Source organism: Kineococcus arenarius subsp. arenarius (genome assembly GCF_050871845.1).
GTDB lineage: Bacteria > Actinomycetota > Actinomycetes > Actinomycetales > Kineococcaceae > Kineococcus.
This window is the reverse complement of the sequence record NZ_JBJLSE010000080.1, coordinates 1-18,164: the sequence shown is the minus strand read 5'-3', so window position 1 is coordinate 18,164 and position 18,164 is coordinate 1. Positions and strand designations below refer to the sequence as shown.

Here is an 18,164-nt window from a genome sequence, read left to right as displayed (position 1 = left end):
CCCGTGCGCCGACCGCCGCTTCGTGCCGCTGGTGCTGCCCGCGGTGGTGCTGCTGGCCACCCCCGCCGTCGCCTGGGCGGTGCGCGTCCTGGCCCCGCGCCTCACCCGCCCCCACCGGGCGGAAACCATGGTTTCCGCCCCTGCGGGAAGCCCCGGGGAGGCGGAAACCATGGTTTCCGCCCGGTGGGGGCGGGGGGTGGTGGGAGCCGCGGGGGTGGTGCTGCTGCTGGTGCCGGCGGCGCTGGCCACGGCACCGCTGGCCGGGCAGCGCACCGAGCGCGGGGAGCTGGCCGCCGTGGCCGAGGCCTGCGCGTCCTTCCAGGAGGGCGACGTGGCGCTGGCCGTGGACCCGCGCTCGCGCAACGAGTGGCCGCAGGTGCTGCGCGGCACCTGCTCGGTGCCCACCGCCTCGATCGTGGTGCCCACCGCGCAGGGCCGCCCCGGCACGCAGGAGTACCTGGACGTGCTGCGGGCCGCGGTGCAGCGCCAGGCCGAGCGGGTGCGCGCCGCCGGCGGGCGCCCGGTGCTCGTCGCCGCCGGCGGCGACCTCGCCGCGGCCGACACGCTGCGCGCCCTGGGCGTGGAGGAACCCACCACGGTGACGCGGGTGCGCACCAGCGAGGACGAGCGCGTCCTCACCGAGCGCCCCGACGGCGGTCAGGCCATCACCGTGGAGCTGGTGACGGGGGTGGCGCCGTGAGCGCGACGGCCCCGCCCGTCAGGGCAGCTTCGCCCGCGAGCAGCGCGTCACGTACGGCACCTCCAGCGACCCGACCGCGTCCAGGCGCTCCTGCGCCTGCCGGCGCACGTCGTCCAGCACGGCACGGCGGCCCGCCTCGTCCAGCGTGATGACCCAGCTGCGCGACATCGTCAGCTCCAGCAGCCCCTCCACGCTCGTGGGACGCGTCCAGCGCACGTCGTAGCGCTCGACCGGCCCGAAGGGCGGGCCCACGCGCGGGGCGAGGCTGCCCAGGTGCTCCTCGCCGGCGCCCGGCAGGGTGCGGTCCAGGCGCGCCACCCAGTCCACGGACGGGTCGCGCACGTTCCACAGCAGCCCCAGCGCCCCGCCCGGGCGCAGCACCCGCGCCACCTCCGGCGCCGCCCGGTCCGGGTCCACCCAGTGCCAGGCCTGCGCCGCGACGACGGCGTCGACGCTGCCGTCGGGCAGCGGCAGGTCCTCGCCGGTGCCGTCGAGCACCTCCACGTCCGGCAGCACCGCGGCGAACTGCTCGCGCATGCCCGCGGTGGGCTCGACCGCCACGACCTCCAGGCCGCGCGCCCGCAGCAGGCGGGTCAGCTTGCCGGTGCCGGCGCCCAGGTCGAGGACGCGGCGGGCGCCCGCCGGCAGCACCCAGTCCAGGGCCTCGGCGGGGTAACCGGGACGGGCGCGCTCGTACACGGCGGCGGCCTCGCCGAAGGATCGGGCCTGGGCGGCGCGCTGCGCCCTGCGCTGGTCGGGGTCCACGGGCACATGCTGCAACGGGCTCCCGGGCCGTTCGGCGCCGGGACCCCCGCCCCGGCCTGGGTAAGCTCCCCAGCGCCATGGCACCCGAACTCCCCGCAGACGCCGTCGCGTCCCCGCCCGCCCCGCCGGCCCCCGCCGGCGGCCCCGGACCGCTGCCGCCCCCGGTGGGGGAGGACGTCCCGCCCGTCGCCACGATCGTGCTGCCCTGCTACAACGAGGAGGCGCACGTCCTGCTCGAGATCGAGCGGATCACCGCGGCGATGGACGCCGACGGCATGCCGTACGAGCTCCTCGCGGTCGACGACGCCTCCAGCGACGGCACCCTCGCCGTGCTGCGCGGGGCCGAGGAGCGGTACCCGCACCTGCGGGTGGTGGCGTTCCGCCGCAACGGCGGCTCCGGCACGGTGCGGCGCATCGGCACGCAGATGGCCCGCGGCGAGATCGTCGTGTGGACCGACGCGGACATGACGTACGAGAACGAGCGCATCCCCGAGCTGGTGCGGGTGCTGCTGGAGGACGACTCCTACGACCAGGTCGTGGGCGCGCGCACCACCGAGGAGGGCAGCCACAAGGTCCTGCGGGTGCCGGCGAAGTTCGTCATCCGCAAGGTCGCCGAGGTGCTGGCCCGTCAGCGCATCCCGGACCTGAACTCCGGCCTGCGCGCCTTCCGCAAGTCGGTCTCGCTGCCGTACCTGCGGCTGCTGCCGCCCGGGTTCTCCTGCGTCACCACGATCACGCTGGCGTTCCTGTGCAACCAGCACGACGTGAAGTACGTGCCGACCGCGTACGCGAAGCGGGCGGGCACCTCGAAGTTCCACTTCGTCAAGGACGCCTACCGCTACATCCTGCAGGTGCTGCGGATGGTCATGTACTTCGAGCCGCTGCGGGTGCTGATGCCGCTGGCGCTGTTCCTGTTCGGCCTGGGGTTCGTCAAGGCCGTCACCGACATGTTCCGCCACGCGTTCTACTTCCCCGCGAACACCGTGCTGCTGCTGGTCTCCGGCCTGCTCATCGGTTCGGTGGCGCTGCTGGCCGACCTCGTGGTGCGCTCGCGGGACTCCTCGTGAGCGGGCAGCCGCAGCGCACCGTCGTGGTGGGTCCGGCCCACCCCGCCAAGGGCGGCACGGCGCTGCACACCACCGAGCTGGCCCGCCACCTGGCCGCCGGCCCCGGCGCGGACGTGAAGCTGGTCTCCTGGGCGCGGCAGTACCCCGCGGTGCTGTACCCCGGGCGGCCCGAGGTGCCCGGCGGGGTGCCGGAGGTCCCGGAGTTCGAGCCCACGGTGCGCTCGCTGGCGTGGAGCTCACCGGCCTCCTGGGTGCGCACCGGCCGCCGGCTCGCCCCCGCGGACCTGGTGGTGCTGACCCACGTGGTGCCGCTGCAGGTGCCGGCGCTGCTGGGTGTGCTGGCGGGGCTGCGCGCGGCCCGCTCGGGCGCGCGCACCGTCGTGGTGGCCCACAACGTCCTGCCGCACGAGTCGCGGCCCGGGGACGCGCTGCTGGTGCGCAGGCTGCTGTCCGCCGTGGACGGGGTCCTGGTGCACACCGACGCGCAGGCCGAGCTGGCCCGCGCGCTCGGCGCGGCGCACGTGGAGGTCGCAGACCTGCCCCCGCACCTGCCCGGTGGTGCGCCGCTGCCCGGCCCGGCCGGCTCGCGGGTGCCGCGCGACGGCGGGGTGCGGCTGCTGAGCCTGGGCGTGGTGCGCGGGTACAAGGGCGTGGACGTGCTGCTGGAGGCGCTGCGCCTGGTGCCCTCGGCCCGGCTGACGATCGCCGGGGAGCTGTGGGGCGAGGCGGGGCGCGCGGTGCGCGAGCTGGCCGGCGCCCCCGGGCTGCGCGGTCGCGTGGAGCTGCGCGAGGGGTACGTGCCCGCCGCCGAGCTGCCGGCGCTGCTGGCCGAGCACGACGCGCTGGTGCTGCCGTACCGCACGGCGACCGCCTCGCAGAACGCGCTGCTGGCCTTCGCGCACGGCCTGCCCGTGGTGGCCACCCGCACCGGCTCGTTCCCCGCCCAGGTGCGCGACGGCGTCGACGGCGTCCTCGTCGAGCCCGGCAGCGTGCCGTCGCTGGCCGAGGGCCTGCTGCGCCTGACCGGCGGCGGGCTGCAGCGCCTGCGCGAAGGGGTGCAGCCACCGGACCTGGAGGAGCCCTGGTTCGCCTACCTGGCCGCGCTGCGCCGCGCCGCCGAGGGGGCGACGGCCGCGGCCCCGCCCGGTGGGCGGCTGCTGGCGATCGCCAAGCGCGGCGCCGAGCACGCCCTGTGGGCGCGGGTGGGGGTGCAGCGCCGCGTCGGCGAGAGCCTCGCCGCCCGTGAGCTCGCCGCCCCGCCGGCGCGCCGGCCGGTGCCCAGCGGGGTGCCGCGCACCGGCGTGCTGCAGGACGCCGCGGAGGTCGCCGACGCCGTCGCGCAGGCCAGGCGCCTGCGCCTGCCCCCGCACCCGGACTCCCCGAAGAACTGGGACGCCCTGGGGGCGGTCGCGGCGGTGCTCACCCTCGCCGACGACGGCTCGCGCACCGCGCGCGTCCTGGACGCCGGCAGCGCCCGCTACTCCCCGGTGCTGCCGTGGCTGCGGCTGTACGGCTTCGGCGCCGAGCGCGGCGCCCTGTCGGGCATCAACCTGGAGTTCGGCGCCCCCGTGCACCGCGACGGGGTGGAGTTCCGCCACGGCGACGTCACCGCCACCGGGCTGCCGGGCGGTTCCCTGGACGCGGTGACGTGCATGTCGGTCATCGAGCACGGCGTGCCGGTGCCGGCGTTCCTGGCGGAGACGGCGCGCGTGCTGCGCCCCGGCGGGGTGCTGTGCGTGTCCACCGACTACGACGCCGACCCGCCGGACACGACGGGGATCACCGCCTACGGCGCCCCGGTGCGCATCTTCTCCCCGGACGACGTGCGCGAGCTGGTGGCGCAGGCGGACCGGGTGGGGCTGGAGCTGGTGGGGGAGCTGACCGACGAGGTCCTGGCGCACCCCGAGCGGCCGGTGCACTGGGCGCGCACGGGGCTGGACTACACGTTCGTCCTGCTGACGTTCCGCCGGCGCTGAGCGGCGTGCTGGGCCGGGTCCTGGCGCTGCTGCGCTCGCCGTGGGTGCGCGGCGCCTTCCTGCTGCTGGCCCTCGCGCTGGCGGCGGCGTACCTGGTGCGCGAGCGCGCGGCGATCGCCGACGCGTGGGCGCGCGTCGACGCGCGGGCGGTGGCCCTGGCGCTGGTGCTGTCGGTGGCGAACGTGGCCCTGTCGGGGGCGTCGTGGCGCGCGGTGCTGGCCGACCTGGGCTCGCCGCTGCCGTGGCGGGGCGCGGCACGGGTGTTCTTCGTCGGTCAGCTCGGGCGGTACGTGCCGGGCACGGTGTTCCAGTTCGTGGCGCAGGCGGAGCTGGCCCGCGACCTGGGGGTGCCGCGCCGGCGCACCGGCTCGGCGCTGGCGGTGGCGCTGCTGGTGTCGATGACGACGGCCGGGCTGCTGGTGACGGGCGTGCTGCCGTTCGCCCTGCGCGGCGCGGACCTGCCGGGCGGCGCGTGGGCGGGGTGGGTGCGCTGGGTGGCGCCGCTGCTGCTGGTGCTGCTGGTGCCGGCGGTCCTGAACCGGCTGCTGGGGGTGCTGCTGCGGCTGGCGCGCCAGGAGCCCCTGGAGCACCCGGTGACGGCGCGGGGCCTGCTGGCCGCCGCGGGATGGGCGCTGGCGTCGTGGCTGGCGGTGGGGCTGCAGGTGTTCGTGCTGGTGCGGTCCCTGGGGGTGGACTGGCCGGCGGGGCGGCTGCTGGCGCTGGCGGTCGGCGGGTACGCGCTGGCGTGGATCGTGGGGTTCCTCGTCGTGCTGGCGCCGGCGGGTGCGGGGGCGCGGGAGGTGGTGCTGGCGGCGGTGGTGGCGCTGGCCGCCTCGGGCGGGGGGCCGGCGGTGGTGGTGCTGGGTTCGCGGGTGCTGCTGACGGTCGCGGACCTGCTGCTGGCCGTGGCGGCGCTGGCCGCCACCCCCGGCGCCCTGGACCGCCTGCGCCGCGCCTCCTCCCGCCCCACCCCCTGACCCCGCGGTGATCGAGGAAGTTGCAACTTCCTTGATCACCGCGGGTGGGGTGGGTGGCGGTGGGGCGGGGGCGCTGCAGGTTGCGATCGTGTGAAGAATCGCGACGCACGGCGATCCCCGTTGGTGCATGCGGGGGGATGTCGGCATGGTGTGTCGGCCCGGCCCCGGGCGTCGCTCGGCGGCCGGAGCCGCACAGACGCCGTCGACCGCGGAAGAGGAACCCCCATGCGCCGCCGCACCGTGCTCAGCTCGCTCGCCGCCACGCCGATCGTCGTCGCCGGGTGCAGCTCCGGCGAGGGCGTGGACACCGGCCAGGGCGGCGGGGAGGGCGGTGGCGCCTTCGTCGCGGCCATCAGCGCCCAGCCGGACCAGTTCGACCCGCACAAGACCACCGCGTACGCCAGCTTCCAGGTGCTGGAGAACGTCTACGACACCCTCGTCGTTCCCGGCGCCGAGGACCAGGTGATGCAGCCGTCGCTGGCCACGGACTGGGAGACCAGCGAGGACGGCCTGACGTGGACGTTCACGCTGCGCGACGGCGTCACGTTCCACGACGGCTCCACCTTCGACGCCGACGACGTCGTCTTCTCGTACCAGCGCATCATCGACCAGCAGTTGTCCAACGCCTACCGCTTCGCCACCGTGACGGACGTGCGCGCGCAGGACCCGCGCACCGTCGTCATCACCGTCTCCGAGCCGACGCCGGCGCTGCTGGCGCAGATCGGCGGCTTCAAGGGCATGGCGATCCTGCCCTCGGGCGTGGACGAGGCGAGCCTGACGACGCAGGCCGTGGGCACCGGCCCGTTCCGGCTGGACAGCACCTCCGCCAGCGAGGTCTCGCTGAGCCGCTTCGACGACTACTGGGGCGAGGCCTCCGCGCTGGACGGCATGACGTTCCAGTTCATCACCGAACCCGCCGCCGCGATGACCGCGCTGACCAGCGGCCAGGTGCAGTGGACCGACAACGTCCCCACCCAGGACGTCTCCGACCTCGCGCAGGACGAGCAGGTCGAGCTCGGGCAGGTCGCCAGCGTCGACTACTGGTACCTGGCGATGAACCACGCCAAGGCGCCGTTCGACAACAGGGACGTGCGCCGGGCGATCGCCACGGCCGTGGACCGCTCCGCCGTCACCGAGGCCGCGCGCTTCGAGGCGGCCCGCCCGAACCAGACGGCCATCCCCGAGGACAGCTTCTGGTACTACGACTACGCGCCCTTCACCACGGACGTCGACGAGGCGAAGCGCCTGCTGGAGGGCGCCGGGGTCACCACCCCGATCACGATGGGCCTGATGGTGACCTCCGAGTACCCCGAGACGGTGACGGCCGCGCAGGTCCTCGCCAGCCAGCTCGAACCGCTCGGCATCCAGGTGGAGATCCAGACGGAGGACTTCGCGACCTGGCTGGACCGGCAGGGCCGCGGCGACTTCGACGCGTTCATGCTCGGCTGGCTGGGCAACATCGACCCGTTCGACTACTACGACGGCCAGCACCGCACCGGCGGGTCGAACAACTACCAGGGCTACTCCAGCCCCGTCACCGACGACCTGCTGAACCGCGCCGCGGTCGCCACCGACCGCGACGAGCGCAAGGACCTGTACGACCAGGCGGCCAAGCAGATCGTCGACGACGTGTCCTACCTGTACCTGTACAACCCCGACGTGGTGCAGGCGTGGACGCCCGGGCTGACCGGTTACACGATCCGCCCGGACAAGGCCGTGAACTTCGAGGGGGTGGAGCTGCCCTCGTGACGGGGATCGCCCTGCGGCGGGCGGTGCAGTCCGTCGTCGTCCTGCTCGGCGTCAGCGTGGTGGTGTTCGCCCTCGTGCACCTCGTCGACGGCGACCCGGTGCGCCTGGCGCTGGGCACCCGCTTCGACCAGGAGACGTACGAGGCGCTGCGCGAGCGCGCCGGCCTGGACCAGCCGCTGGTGGTGCAGTACCTGCAGTGGATCTCCAGCGCCGTCACCGGGGACCTGGGCGTGAGCTTCCGCTCCGGCGAGCCGGTGACGGCGCTGATCCTGGAGCGCCTGCCGGCGACGCTGTCGCTGGCGGGCGCCTCGATCCTCGTGGCGCTGCTCATCGCGGTGCCGCTGGGCACCGCCTCCGCGCTGCGGCCCCGCTCGGTCGTCGACGGGGTGGGCACGGTCCTGAGCCAGATCGGCATCTCGGTCCCGGAGTTCTGGATGGGCATCATGCTCATCCTGCTGTTCGCCGGGACGCTGGGCTGGTTCCCCGCCGGCGGCTACGTGCCGCTGAGCGAGGACCCGCTGGGCTGGGCGCGCGCGCTGGTGCTGCCGGCGGTGACGACGGGCCTGGTCTCCGGCAGCGTGCTGACGCGTTTCACCCGCTCCAGCGTCCTGGAGGCGCTGGGCGCCGAGCACGTGCGCACCGCCCGCGCGAAGGGCCTGGGCGCCCGCGCGGTGCTGAACTGGCACGTGCTGCGCAACGCCCTGCTGCCGCTGGTGACGGTGACGGGCGTGCAGCTGGCGTACCTGCTCTCCGGGGTCGTCGTGGTGGAGATCGTGTTCGCCTGGCCGGGCCTGGGGCAGCTGGCCCTGCAGGCGGTCCAGGCGCGCGACTACCCCGTCCTGCAGGGCGCGGTCCTGCTGTTCGCGTTCGTGTTCCTCCTGGTGAACCTGGTGGTGGACCTGCTGTACTCCAAGCTCGACCCGAGGATCAGCGCATGAGCGCCGCCCAGGACCCCGTGGCGGTCCCGGCCCGGCGGATCTCGGTGCGCCCGGCGCGCGGACGGTTCACCACGGCGCTGAAGCTGCTGCTGACGTCGCCGCCGACCCTGTTCGCCGTGCTCGTCGTGGCCGGCGTGGTGGTCCTCGCGCTGTTCGACGAGCTGATCGCCCCCACCGGCTACAACGAGGTGGACGTGCAGCAGCGGCTGCTGCCACCGGGCGAGGGGCACTGGTTCGGGACGGACGACCTGGGCCGCGACGTCCTCAGCCGCGTGGTGCTGGGTGCGGCGGTCTCACTGCAGGTGGGCGCGGTGGCGGTGGGTTTCTCCCTGCTGGTCGGCGTCACCGTCGGCCTGCTCGCGGGGTACTACGGGCGCTGGCTGGACACGGTGCTCATGCGCCTGATGGACGTGCTGTTCGCGTTCCCCGCGATCCTGCTGGCCATCGCGGTCATCGCGATCCTGGGGCCGGGCACCACGAACGCCATGATCGCCATCGGCATCACGTACACGCCGGTGTTCGCGCGGGTCACGCGCGCGGCAGTGCTGGGCGTGAAGGAGAGCGTGTTCGTGCGGGCCTCGCGCTCGGTGGGCGTCTCCGACGCCCGGATGCTGCTGCGGCACGTGCTGCCGAACGCCGCCCCGCCGATCATCGTGCAGACGTCGGTGAGCCTGGCGTTCGCGGTGCTGGCCGAGGCCGCGCTGTCGTTCGTGGGCCTGGGCACGCAGCCGCCGGCGCCGAGCTGGGGGCGGATGCTCTCGGAGGGCCGCGGCTACCTGGAGGACGCGTGGTGGATGGCGGTGTTCCCCGGCCTGGCGATCGTGCTGCTGGTGCTGGCGTTCAACCTGCTGGGCGACGGGCTGCGCGACGTGCTGGACCCGCAGCAGCGCAGCGCGCTGGAGGCCGCGCGGGCGAAGCCGCGCCGGCGCGGCCGGGCGGGGGTGGGCGCGTGAGCGAGCCGGTGCTGACCGTCCAGGACCTGCGGGTGCGGATGGACACCCCCCGCGGCAGCGCCCAGATCGTCAACGGGCTGAGCTACTCCGTGGCGCCGGGCGAGACGGTCGCCGTCGTGGGGGAGTCCGGCAGCGGCAAGAGCGTGTCGGTCATGGCCCTGCTCGGGCTGCTGCCCAAGCAGGCCCGCGTCTCCGGCAGCGCGCTCTTCCGCGGCCGGGACCTGCTGGGCATGCGCGAGCGGGAGCTGCGCGCCGTGCGCGGCGACGGCGTCGGCATGGTGTTCCAGGACCCCATGACGTCGCTGAACCCGGTGCTGACGATCGGCCGCCAGCTCACCGAGGGGCTGCTCGCGCACCGCGCGGTCTCCGGGAAGAAGGAGGCGCGCGAGCGCGCCGCGCAGCTGCTCGCCGACGTGGGCCTCCCCGACCCGCGCGGGGCGCTGGACCGCTTCCCGCACGAGCTCTCCGGCGGGATGCGCCAGCGCGTCGTCATCGCGATCGCCCTGTCCGGGGACCCCGCCCTGCTCATCGCCGACGAGGCCACCACCGCCCTGGACGTCACCGTGCAGGCGCAGATCCTGGACCTGGTGGCCCGCCTGCAGGACGAGCACGACACCGGCGTGGTGTGGATCACCCACGACCTGGGGGTGGTCGCCGGGATCGCCGACCGGGTGCTGGTGATGTACGGCGGGCGCTGCGTGGAGGACGGCACCGTCGACGACGTCTTCGAGCACCCCGCGCACCCCTACACGCAGGGGCTGCTGGGGTCGCTGCCGCAGCTGCACGACGACGAGCCGGGCGGCCGGCGCCGCGAGCTCGTCGCCATCGGCGGCACCCCGCCGCCGCCCACCGACCTGCCGCCCGGGTGCGTGTTCTGGCCGCGCTGCCCGGTGCGCGGCCACGAGCGCTGCGCCACCGAGCAGCCGCCGCTGACCGCCGTGGGCGCCGGGGCGGGCGGGGGCACGGGCCGGGTGCCGCACCGGGCGGCGACGTTCTACGACGCGGCGCGCGACGCCGGGGAGGTGGGTCCGTGAACGACGGGGCGCGGGAGCGCGCGGGCGACGACGTGCTGGTGCGGGCCCGGGGCCTGCAGGTGCACTTCCCGGTGCGCTCGAAGGGCGTGCGCCGCCGGCGCACCGGCGAGGTCCGGGCGGTGGACGGGGTCGACCTGGACATCCGCCGCGGCGAGACCCTCGGGCTGGTCGGGGAGTCCGGGTGCGGCAAGTCCACCCTGGGCAACGCGCTGCTGCGCCTGGTGGAGCCGACGGCGGGCACGGTCGAGTTCGACGGCACCGACGTCACCGCGCTGGGCGCGCGCGAGCTGCGCGCGCTGCGCCGGCGCGCCGTGATGGTCTTCCAGGACCCGTACGCGTCGCTGGACCCGCGCACCACCGTGGGGCAGACCGTCGCGGAGCCGCTGCAGGTGCACGGCCTGCACCGCGGCGCCGAGGCCCGGGCCGCGCGGGTGGCGGAACTGCTGGAGCTGGTGGGCCTGGACCCGTCGGTGGCCTCGCGCTACCCGCACGAGTTCTCCGGGGGCCAGCGCCAGCGCGTCGGCATCGCCAGGGCCCTGGCGGGTGAGCCGGACTTCGTGGTGTGCGACGAGGCCATCGCCTCGCTCGACGTCAGCGTGCAGGCGCAGGTGCTGAACCTGCTGCGCGACCTGCAGCAGCGCCTGGGCCTGACGTACCTGTTCGTCTCGCACGACCTGGCCGCGGTGCGGCACGTCAGCGACCGCATCGCCGTCATGTACCTGGGACGCGTGGTGGAGGTCGGGGACGCCGACGCCGTCAGCACCCGCCCGCAGCACCCGTACGCGCAGGCGCTGCTGTCGGCGGTGCCGCTGCCCTCCCCGGCCGCCGAGCGCCGTCGCGAGCGGATCGTGCTGTCCGGCGACGTGCCCTCGGCCACGCGGGTGCCCTCCGGCTGCCGCTTCCGCACCCGCTGCCCGCGCGCGTTCGCGCCGTGCCCGGACGTGGACCCGGCGCTGCAGGAGGTGGAGCCGGCCCACACCGCGGCGTGTCACCTGCACGGCGTGGTGGGCGTGCCCGTCGCCGAGCAGCGCCGGCCGGCCTGACCGGTCGGCCTGACCAGCCCGGCAGCCCGTCGGGTGGCGCACCGTCACCCGTGCGCACGCCGCGGTGTGCTCCGTTCAGGGGCTCTCGCCACCCGCGCGGTGCGGTCCGCCCGTCCGCGTGCCGAGGAGGAGCGGGTGAAGACAGTCCTCGAGATCGAGACGACCAAGCCGATCGGCACCCGCGAGCTCAACGGGTTCCTGTCCGGCATCGCCGCGGCGGTGCCCGGCTGCTTCGTCTCCCAGGGACCCAGCACGCGCGGGCGGCTGACGGTGACCGTGCTGTCCTCCACCGCGCTGGCGCTGGAGGTGGCCGAGCAGGTGCTGGAGTCGCTGCCGCACCTGTGCGACTCCATCGCCTCGCTGTCCCTGCACGAGCCGGTCCGCCGCGCCGCGCGCTGACGGCCCCGCCGGCGACGCCCGCGCGTCAGTCCTCGTCGCGCGGCACCCGGGTGGAGGTGCGCTGCACCACGTCGGAGAACTCCGGGTGCCGCTGGATCCAGCGGGACACGAACGGGCACAGCGGCACGGCGGTCAGCCCGCGCTCGCGCACCTCCTCCAGCGCGTGGCGCACCACGGCGGAGGCGATGCCGCGGCTCTCGAAGCCCGGCAGCACCTCGGTGTGGGAGAACACCAGGAAGCGCGGTGCGGGGGAGTAGACGGCGACGGCGGCCAGCTCCCCGCCCACCCGGCCCTCGAAGCGGGACAGCTCGGCGTTGTCGGTCACGACGAGCTGCTGCTCGGGCGCGACGTCGGGCGCAGTCTGCTCTGGCGTGGTGCTCACGGTGCCTCTCCTGTCGGTCGGGGCGACGGCCGTCGTGGAGCAGTGAACAGCCTCCGGCGCCAGGATGACAGGGGAGTGTCCGCCCCGTGGCCCCGGTGGGGGCGGGCGCGCCGGGTGGTCCGCCGGCGACCGGGGCGAGCGGCGCCCGGTCGCCGGCGGGGACGAGGGGCCTCAGCCGCCGTAGGACAGACCGTGGCCGAAGCGGAAGAGGGGGGCCTCGGTGTCGAACGGGGCGTCGGGGCGGCTGCGCTCGACGGCCGCCGTCGAGGACGGCAGGTCGAAGGGCAGCCTGCCCTCGGGCGCGACGACGCCCAGGGCGACGTCGAGGAAGGCCTCGGCGCTGCTGCCGTGGTCCACCAGCAGCGCGGCGGCCCCCTCGGCCAGCTCGGGCACGACCGCGGCGCGGTCCAGGTAGAGGTCCACCACGGTCGGCACGGTCGCCAGCAGGGCGCGCAGCCGCTCCTTCTCGGCGGGCGGGAACTCCAGCGAGCCGGCGTGGAACATCGCCTCGAAGCCGCCGGGGCGGGGCTCGTAGGGCGCGCGCAGGCGCACCAGCGCCAGCCGGGCCTGCGCCGGGTCGTCCACGACCCGCAGGCCGCGGCGGCGCACCAGCTCGGGGTCCACGCCCTCCACGTACACGGCGCCGGCCGTCGCGGCGTCCAGGGGCAGCACGCCGTCGCGGTTGGTCAGCAGGGTCATCGACCGGCGCTGCGCCAGTTCACCGTCGCGGACGAAACCCTCGGCGCCGACGGTGCGCACCGCGGCCTCGACGTCGACGTAGGGGTTCTCGAACAGCCCGAGGCGGAACTTCTCGCGCAGCAGGCGCCGCACGGAGACGTCGATGCGCTCCTCGCTCACTCGCCCGGTGCGCACGAGTTCGACGACCAGTTCGGGCCTGGACTCCCCGCCGAACTGGTCGCAGCCGGCGAGCAGCACCTTCTCGGCGCGCTCCAATGGGCTGAGGTGCTCCACGCCCCAGGCGCGCGCGGGCATGTCCTGCCCGAGGATCACCGCGTCGGTGAGCAGGCCCCAGTCGGTGCACACGATCCCGTCGAAGCCCAGTCGCTCGCGCAGCAGGCCGGTGACGACGCTCTTGTTGAACCCGAACCCGACCTCCTCATGCTCGGTGCCGACCGGCATCCCGTAGTACGGCATGATCTGCGAGGTTCCCGCGGCGATGGCCGCCACGAACGGCTGCAGGTGGTGCTCGAACATCCCCGCCGGGTAGACCTGCTCCTTGCCGTAGGTGAAGTGCGGGTCCTCGCCGTCCTTCTGCGGACCGCCGCCGGGGAAGTGCTTGGTCATCGTGGAGACCGAGTCGGGCCCGATCCGCTCGCCCTGGAAACCGCGCACGTAGGCGGCGACCAGTTCGCTGGTCAGGTCGGCGTCCTCGCCGAACGTGGCCACCACGCGCGCCCAGCGCGGTTCGGTGGCCAGGTCCACCTGCGGGTGCAGCGCCGCACGGATGCCGACGGCGAGGTACTCCTGCCGGGCGACGTCGGCGAACCGCTCGACGAGCTCGGGGGAGCGCAGCGCCGCCAGCCCCAGCGTCTCGGGCCACTGCGAGAACGCGCCGGCCGTCGCGGCTGTGCCGGGGTTGTCGGAGAAGTGGTTGCGCGGGTCGGTGGACAGGGTCACGGGGATCCCCAGCCGGGTGGCCGCCGCGCACTCCTGCAGCCGGTTGTGCCAGGTCGCCGTCTCGCGCACGTCCTGGACGCTGCCCAGGAGGTTGAAGTGGTTCATGTGCTTGCCGACCACCGCGTCGCGGGTGGAACCCGCCCCGAACGCGGGGTTCGCCCCGGCCAGTTCCCCGCCGGGTCCGGGGGCGACCATGTCCTGGAACATCAGGCCGGCCTTCTCCTCGAGCGTCATGCGCGAGAGGAGGTCCGCCACGCGCTGCTCGAGGGGCAGGGAGGCGTTCCGGTAGGGCGGTGCGGGTGCTTCGGTGGTCACGGGATCGTCCTCCTGGGTCGGGGTCACTTGACGGCCTTCACGCGGAACACGCACGCCGAGCCGGCGAACACCACGATCGCGCCCAGCAGGTACCAGGTGCTGTACCCGCCGATGGGCAGGTGGGCGCCGGCGGCGATGACGGCCGGGGCGACGGCCGGGGCGATGGACTGCGGCAGGGCGTTGGCGATGTTCAGCACGCCCAGGTCCTTGGCGGCCTCGTCGGGGTTCGGCAGGACGCTGGTGGCCAGCGCCATGTCCACCGACATGAACGCGCCGAACCCGAGGCCGATGACGGCCTGCGCGGCGACGACGGTGGCCACGCCCGGCGCGAAGGCGAGCAGCAGCAGCCCCACGGCCATGACGGCGCTGGCCAGCGCGACGAACGGCTTGCGCGCGCCGAGGCGGTCGGAGAGCACACCGCCCAGCAGGCTGGAGGCGATCATCAGCACGGCCGCGGCGGTGTTGGCCAGGGCGATGACGCTCACGGCCCTGCTCTCGGACAGGCCCAGCTCGTCGGTGAGGTAGAAGAGCAGGTAGGCGCTGATGCCGGCGTAGCCGAAGAACATCGCGAACCGGCCCAGCCACACCCACCCGAAGTCGGGGTGCGTTCGCGGGTCGAAGACGAAGGAGCCGAAGAACTCGCGGGCGCTCAGGCGCCCGGCGGGCGCCTGCACCAGTCGGCGGTCGCGCAGCGCGAGGGCGAACAGCACGGCGAGGGCGCCGCCGAGGGCGCCGGGCACCAGGAACCGCGCGAGGGAGGAGTCCAGCAGGTTCACCACCCACGAGCCGACCACGATGGCCAGCGGGGTGCCGATGCCGACCACGCCCGAGGCCCGGCCCCGCTCGCGCTCGGGCACCTGGTCCGGGATGGTGGCGTTCGCCGCGGCGAGCACCGCGTTGAAGGCGGTCTGCGCCAGGCACCAGCCCACGAGCACCACCCACACCGACTGCGCGGCGCCGATGAGGGCGAGCGCGGCGACCCCGATGACGGCGCCGCCGAGGATCCACGGCCGGCGCATCCCCAGCCGGGAGGTGGTGCGGTCCGACAGGCGCCCGATGAGCGGGTTGGCGAACAGCGCGAACAGCGCGCCCACGCCGGTGACCAGGCCCAGGGCGGTGGCCTTGTCGTCACCGGCGATCTCGGTGACCTTCAGCGACAGGCCGACGAGGACGGGGGTCAGCAGCGCGAGGTAGGCGCCGAAGTTGGCCGCTCCCAGCAGGGGCACGAACCCCCGGCCGGGTCGTGCCGGCGGCGGGTTCGTCGCGCCGGGTGCGGCGGGGGTGCTCATCTGCGTCACTGCGACTCCTTCGTCCTGCGCCCGTCGCGGGCGCGTTCCCCTGCGCCGCCGCGGCGGCGCACCCCGGGAGAGTACGCCTCTCGTCTACCAGTCGGTAGGTGAGCGTTGCACCGGACGGGGGACCGTCGCGCGACTAACAGGACGGGCCGGTCCGTTACCCTGCGCGCGCACGGCCACGGGCGGCCGCGCTGGAGGAGGCGACGTGAGCCGGGTGACCGCGGTGGACCCGCACGGGCCCGCACCCGACGAGCCGGCCCCGGCGCCGGGTTCGCGCCGCGCCCAGCGCGACGCCCGCCGCGAGCAGATCCTCGAGGTCGCCACCCGCCTGTTCGGCGAGGGCGGCTACCGCGGCACCTCCCTGCGCGACCTGGCGCGCGCCTGCGGCGTCTCGCACCCCACGCTGCTGCACCACTTCCCCGGCAAGGACGAGCTGCTGATGGCCGTCCTGCGCCGGCGCGACGAGCGCACCGCGGCGGTGTTCGAGGGCGTCGACGACCCCCGCGAGCTGCCCGCCCTGGTGCTGCGCCTGTCCGAGGTCAACGCGACCGCGCCCGGCCTGGTCGCGCTGTTCGCGGTCACCTCCGCGGAGGCGACCGCTCCCGAGCACCCCGCGCACGGCTACTACCGCGAGCGCTACCGCGCGGCCGTCGAGGGCATGTCGGCGCAGCTGGAGCGGGCCCGCGCGCAGGGCCTGCTGCGCGCCCACGTCGACCCCCGCCGCACGGCGCGCGCCGTGTTCGCCCTGCAGGACGGCGCCCAGGTGCAGTGGCTGCTGGACCCGGCCGACGCCGACGTCACCGCGCTGCTCGCGGACCTGGTGCGCGCGGTGTTCGTCGAGGACGCCTGGCCCGCGCAGCTGCGCCCGGCCGCACCCACCACCACCGGCGCCTGACTACCGTGGAACGGTGAGCGTCCCCACCGAGCGCGCCGACGCGCACGCCGGCGCACCCCTGGTGCGCCGCTGGCGGCCCGGCTGGGACCTGGACCTGGCGTGCACCGTCTCGGTGCTGCGCCGCGGCGCGGCCGACCCCACCTTCCGCCGGGAGGACGACGGCAGCGTGCGCCGCGCCACCCGCACCCCGCACGGGCCCGCCCAGCTGCACCTGCTGCCGCACCCGCGCACCGGGGAGGTCGAGGCCCGCGCCTGGGGCCCCGGCGCCGACTGGGCCCTGGACGGCGTGCCGGACCTGCTGGGCGCCGCCGACACCACCCACGCCGAGTTCCGCCCGCTGCGCGAGCACACCGCCCTGCACGACGCCTGGCGGGCCCACCCCTGCTGGCGCCAGCCGCGCACCCGAGCGGTGTTCGAGGCGCTGTCGGCCTCCGCGCTGGAGCAGGTCGTCACCACCCGCGAGGCGTTCGCCGGCTGGCGCCGCCTCGTGCTGCGCTTCGGCGAGCCCGCCCCGGGACCGGCGGGGGTGTGGGTGCCCCCGGCGCCGGAGGACTGGCTGGAGGTGCCGTCCTGGGAGTGGCTCGCGGCCGGCGTGGAACTGCGCCGTCGCAAGGTCACCATCCTGGCCGCGCCCCGCGCCGCCGCCCTGGAACGGACCCTGGCGATGGACGAGGCCACCGCCGACCGGGCCCTGCGCTCCCTGCCCGGCATCGGCGTGTGGACCTCCGCGGAGGTGCGCGCCCGCGCCCACGGCCACCCCGACGCCTTCTCCTTCGGCGACCTGCACGTCGCCGCCGACGTCTCCTGGGCGCTGACCGGCGAGGTCCTCGACGACGCCGGGTGCGCCGAGGTCATCGAGTGCTACCGCGGGCACCGCTACCGGGTGCAGCGCCTGCTCGTGCTCGCCGGGGTGCGCCGGCCCCGCCGCGGCCCCCGCGCCGCCCTGCCCACGCACACCCCGAACCGCGCCCTGCGCGCCCACCGACCCCGCCGCGGCGCCTGAGCGGTGCGGCTGGTGGGATGCACCGCGTGCGCGTGCTCCTCATCGGCTGGTCCAGCGTCCTGCACGGCGAGGCCACGGCCGGCGACCTGCTCAGCACCGAGGCGGTCGCGCAGCGCCTGCGCGACGCGGGCGCGCAGGTCGACCTCGCCTTCAGCCCCGCGGTCCTGCGGGCGTACGGCCCGCGCGGCGGGTTGCTGTACGAGGACGCCGAGCAGGTCCTGCGGGTCGACCCGGCCGCGTACACGCACGTCGTGTGGGCGTGCGGGCCGCTGACCGGCCGGCCCGTGCAGCAGGTCCACGAGCGCTTCCCGCACGCCCGCCGCCTGGCCGTGGGGGTCTCCGTCCTGGACGCCGCCGACCCCGCCGTGACCGGCTTCCACGCCGTGGTGCCGCGCGACGCCCCGGGCGCCGCGGCGGGCCGCGACCTCGCGGCCCGCCCCGCCGTGCCGGCCGTGCCCGTCATCGGCGCGTACCTCACCCGCGGGCAGGGCGAGTACGGCGCGCGCCGCCGCCACGAGCAGGTGGCCGACGCGCTCACCGGCTGGCTGGGCGGCCTGGACGTGGCCCGCCTGGAGCTGGACACCCGCGTCGACCCGCGCGACTGGCGCCTGCCCGCCACCGCCGAGCAGGTCCTGGCCGTGGTCTCCCGCCTGGACGTCGTGGTCACCACCCGCCTGCACGGCCTCGTCCTCGCCCTGCGCGCGGGGGTGCCGGCGCTCGCCGTGGACCCCGTCGCCGGTGGCGGCAAGGTGAGCGCCCAGGCGCGGGCGTGGGGCTGGGCGGGGGTGCTGGGCGCCGAGGAGGTCCTGGCCCCCGACGGAGCCGCCGCGCTGGACGAGCAGCTGGCCTGGTGCACCTCCGGCAGCGGCCGCGCGGCCGCGGCGGCGGCGCGCGAGCAGGCGCCCGCCGCCGGCGCCGAGCAGCTCGACGCGCTCAGCGCCGCCCCCTACCCCCCGCCCGGTCACCCGATCGGGCTGGCGTTCGCCGTCGAGCCGCACGTGCGGCCGCTGCCGCGCAGCCTGGTCAACGTCTACC

The 18,164-nt window shown here is 75.8% G+C and carries 16 protein-coding genes and 1 pseudogene; 13 read left to right on the top strand and 4 right to left on the bottom strand.

Features of this window, described 5'->3' with window-relative positions:
• Window positions 1-700, top strand: a pseudogene (locus ACRYM0_RS16120) (hypothetical protein); the annotation flags it as partial.
• Window positions 701-718: 18 nt separating this feature from the next.
• Here the strand turns inward: ACRYM0_RS16120 and ACRYM0_RS16115 are convergent.
• Window positions 719-1,465, bottom strand: a complete 747-nt coding sequence (locus ACRYM0_RS16115; protein ID WP_432506794.1) for a class I SAM-dependent methyltransferase — start codon at window positions 1,463-1,465, stop codon at window positions 719-721.
• Window positions 1,466-1,542: 77 nt separating this feature from the next.
• On the opposite strand from ACRYM0_RS16115, the gene ACRYM0_RS16110 reads away from it, so the two are divergent.
• The 9 genes from ACRYM0_RS16110 (at window position 1,543) to ACRYM0_RS16070 (ending at window position 11,601) form a co-directional block, all read left to right on the top strand.
• The gene (locus tag ACRYM0_RS16110) at window positions 1,543-2,532 is read left to right on the top strand and encodes a glycosyltransferase family 2 protein (RefSeq protein ID WP_432506793.1); all 990 of its coding nucleotides are present in this window, start codon (window positions 1,543-1,545) and stop codon (window positions 2,530-2,532) included.
• On the top strand, window positions 2,529-4,508 hold the full coding sequence (locus ACRYM0_RS16105; RefSeq protein ID WP_432506792.1) for a glycosyltransferase: 1,980 nt from the start codon (window positions 2,529-2,531) through the stop codon (window positions 4,506-4,508). The genes ACRYM0_RS16110 and ACRYM0_RS16105 overlap by 4 nt, the downstream gene beginning before the upstream one ends.
• A gap of 5 nt (window positions 4,509-4,513) precedes the next feature.
• Window positions 4,514-5,485 (top strand): lysylphosphatidylglycerol synthase domain-containing protein, encoded by a 972-nt coding sequence (locus ACRYM0_RS16100; RefSeq protein ID WP_432506790.1) that lies wholly within the window; start codon window positions 4,514-4,516, stop codon window positions 5,483-5,485.
• Between the two features lie 225 nt (window positions 5,486-5,710).
• Complete coding sequence (locus ACRYM0_RS16095; RefSeq protein ID WP_432506788.1) at window positions 5,711-7,234, top strand: ABC transporter substrate-binding protein; 1,524 nt, start codon at window positions 5,711-5,713, stop codon at window positions 7,232-7,234.
• A complete protein-coding gene (locus ACRYM0_RS16090; protein ID WP_432506786.1) occupies window positions 7,231-8,172 on the top strand; it encodes an ABC transporter permease in 942 nt (313 codons plus the stop codon). The genes ACRYM0_RS16095 and ACRYM0_RS16090 overlap by 4 nt, the downstream gene beginning before the upstream one ends.
• Window positions 8,169-9,125, top strand: coding sequence for an ABC transporter permease (locus ACRYM0_RS16085; protein WP_432506784.1), 957 nt, complete (start codon window positions 8,169-8,171; stop codon window positions 9,123-9,125). Before ACRYM0_RS16090 ends, ACRYM0_RS16085 begins: the two co-directional genes overlap by 4 nt.
• The gene (locus ACRYM0_RS16080) at window positions 9,122-10,159 is read left to right on the top strand and encodes an ABC transporter ATP-binding protein (protein ID WP_432506782.1); all 1,038 of its coding nucleotides are present in this window, start codon (window positions 9,122-9,124) and stop codon (window positions 10,157-10,159) included. The genes ACRYM0_RS16085 and ACRYM0_RS16080 overlap by 4 nt, the downstream gene beginning before the upstream one ends.
• Window positions 10,156-11,202 carry an ABC transporter ATP-binding protein gene (locus ACRYM0_RS16075; protein ID WP_432506780.1) on the top strand — a complete coding sequence of 349 codons (1,047 nt, stop codon included), beginning with the start codon at window positions 10,156-10,158 and terminating at the stop codon, window positions 11,200-11,202. Before ACRYM0_RS16080 ends, ACRYM0_RS16075 begins: the two co-directional genes overlap by 4 nt.
• A 135-nt stretch (window positions 11,203-11,337) precedes the next feature.
• Window positions 11,338-11,601, top strand: coding sequence for a hypothetical protein (locus ACRYM0_RS16070; protein WP_432506778.1), 264 nt, complete (start codon window positions 11,338-11,340; stop codon window positions 11,599-11,601).
• Window positions 11,602-11,626: 25 nt separating this feature from the next.
• Here the strand turns inward: ACRYM0_RS16070 and ACRYM0_RS16065 are convergent, their stop codons facing one another.
• From ACRYM0_RS16065 to ACRYM0_RS16055, 3 genes are all read right to left on the bottom strand, one after another.
• The gene (locus tag ACRYM0_RS16065) at window positions 11,627-11,983 is read right to left on the bottom strand and encodes a GNAT family N-acetyltransferase (protein ID WP_432506776.1); all 357 of its coding nucleotides are present in this window, start codon (window positions 11,981-11,983) and stop codon (window positions 11,627-11,629) included.
• Between the two features lie 171 nt (window positions 11,984-12,154).
• On the bottom strand, window positions 12,155-13,855 hold the full coding sequence (locus ACRYM0_RS16060; RefSeq protein WP_432506797.1) for a glycoside hydrolase family 3 protein: 1,701 nt from the start codon (window positions 13,853-13,855) through the stop codon (window positions 12,155-12,157).
• Between the two features lie 104 nt (window positions 13,856-13,959).
• Window positions 13,960-15,225 carry an MFS transporter gene (locus ACRYM0_RS16055; RefSeq protein ID WP_432506795.1) on the bottom strand — a complete coding sequence of 422 codons (1,266 nt, stop codon included), beginning with the start codon at window positions 15,223-15,225 and terminating at the stop codon, window positions 13,960-13,962.
• Window positions 15,226-15,436: 211 nt separating this feature from the next.
• On the opposite strand from ACRYM0_RS16055, the gene ACRYM0_RS16050 reads away from it, so the two are divergent.
• The 3 genes from ACRYM0_RS16050 to ACRYM0_RS16040 form a co-directional block, all read left to right on the top strand.
• Window positions 15,437-16,126: a TetR/AcrR family transcriptional regulator gene (locus ACRYM0_RS16050; protein ID WP_432506774.1), complete on the top strand. Its 690-nt coding sequence runs from the start codon at window positions 15,437-15,439 to the stop codon at window positions 16,124-16,126.
• Between the two features lie 13 nt (window positions 16,127-16,139).
• A complete protein-coding gene (locus tag ACRYM0_RS16045; RefSeq protein ID WP_432506772.1) occupies window positions 16,140-17,129 on the top strand; it encodes a DNA-3-methyladenine glycosylase family protein in 990 nt (329 codons plus the stop codon).
• 17 nt (window positions 17,130-17,146) lie between these two features.
• On the top strand, window positions 17,147-18,164 hold a 1,018-nt coding region (locus ACRYM0_RS16040; protein WP_432506770.1), incomplete at its 3' end, for a polysaccharide pyruvyl transferase family protein.

What these genes read in the sequence shown, in the direction of transcription:
- ACRYM0_RS16055 (WP_432506795.1), bottom strand. Translation starts at nt 15,225, where the DNA reads ATGAGCACCCCCGCCGCACCCGGCGCGACGAACCCGCCGCCGGCACGA.
- ACRYM0_RS16095 (WP_432506788.1), top strand. Translation starts at nt 5,711, where the DNA reads ATGCGCCGCCGCACCGTGCTCAGCTCGCTCGCCGCCACGCCGATCGTC.
- ACRYM0_RS16110 (WP_432506793.1), top strand. Translation starts at nt 1,543, where the DNA reads ATGGCACCCGAACTCCCCGCAGACGCCGTCGCGTCCCCGCCCGCCCCG.
- ACRYM0_RS16060 (WP_432506797.1), bottom strand. Translation starts at nt 13,855, where the DNA reads ATGACGCTCGAGGAGAAGGCCGGCCTGATGTTCCAGGACATGGTCGCC.
- ACRYM0_RS16085 (WP_432506784.1), top strand. Translation starts at nt 8,169, where the DNA reads ATGAGCGCCGCCCAGGACCCCGTGGCGGTCCCGGCCCGGCGGATCTCG.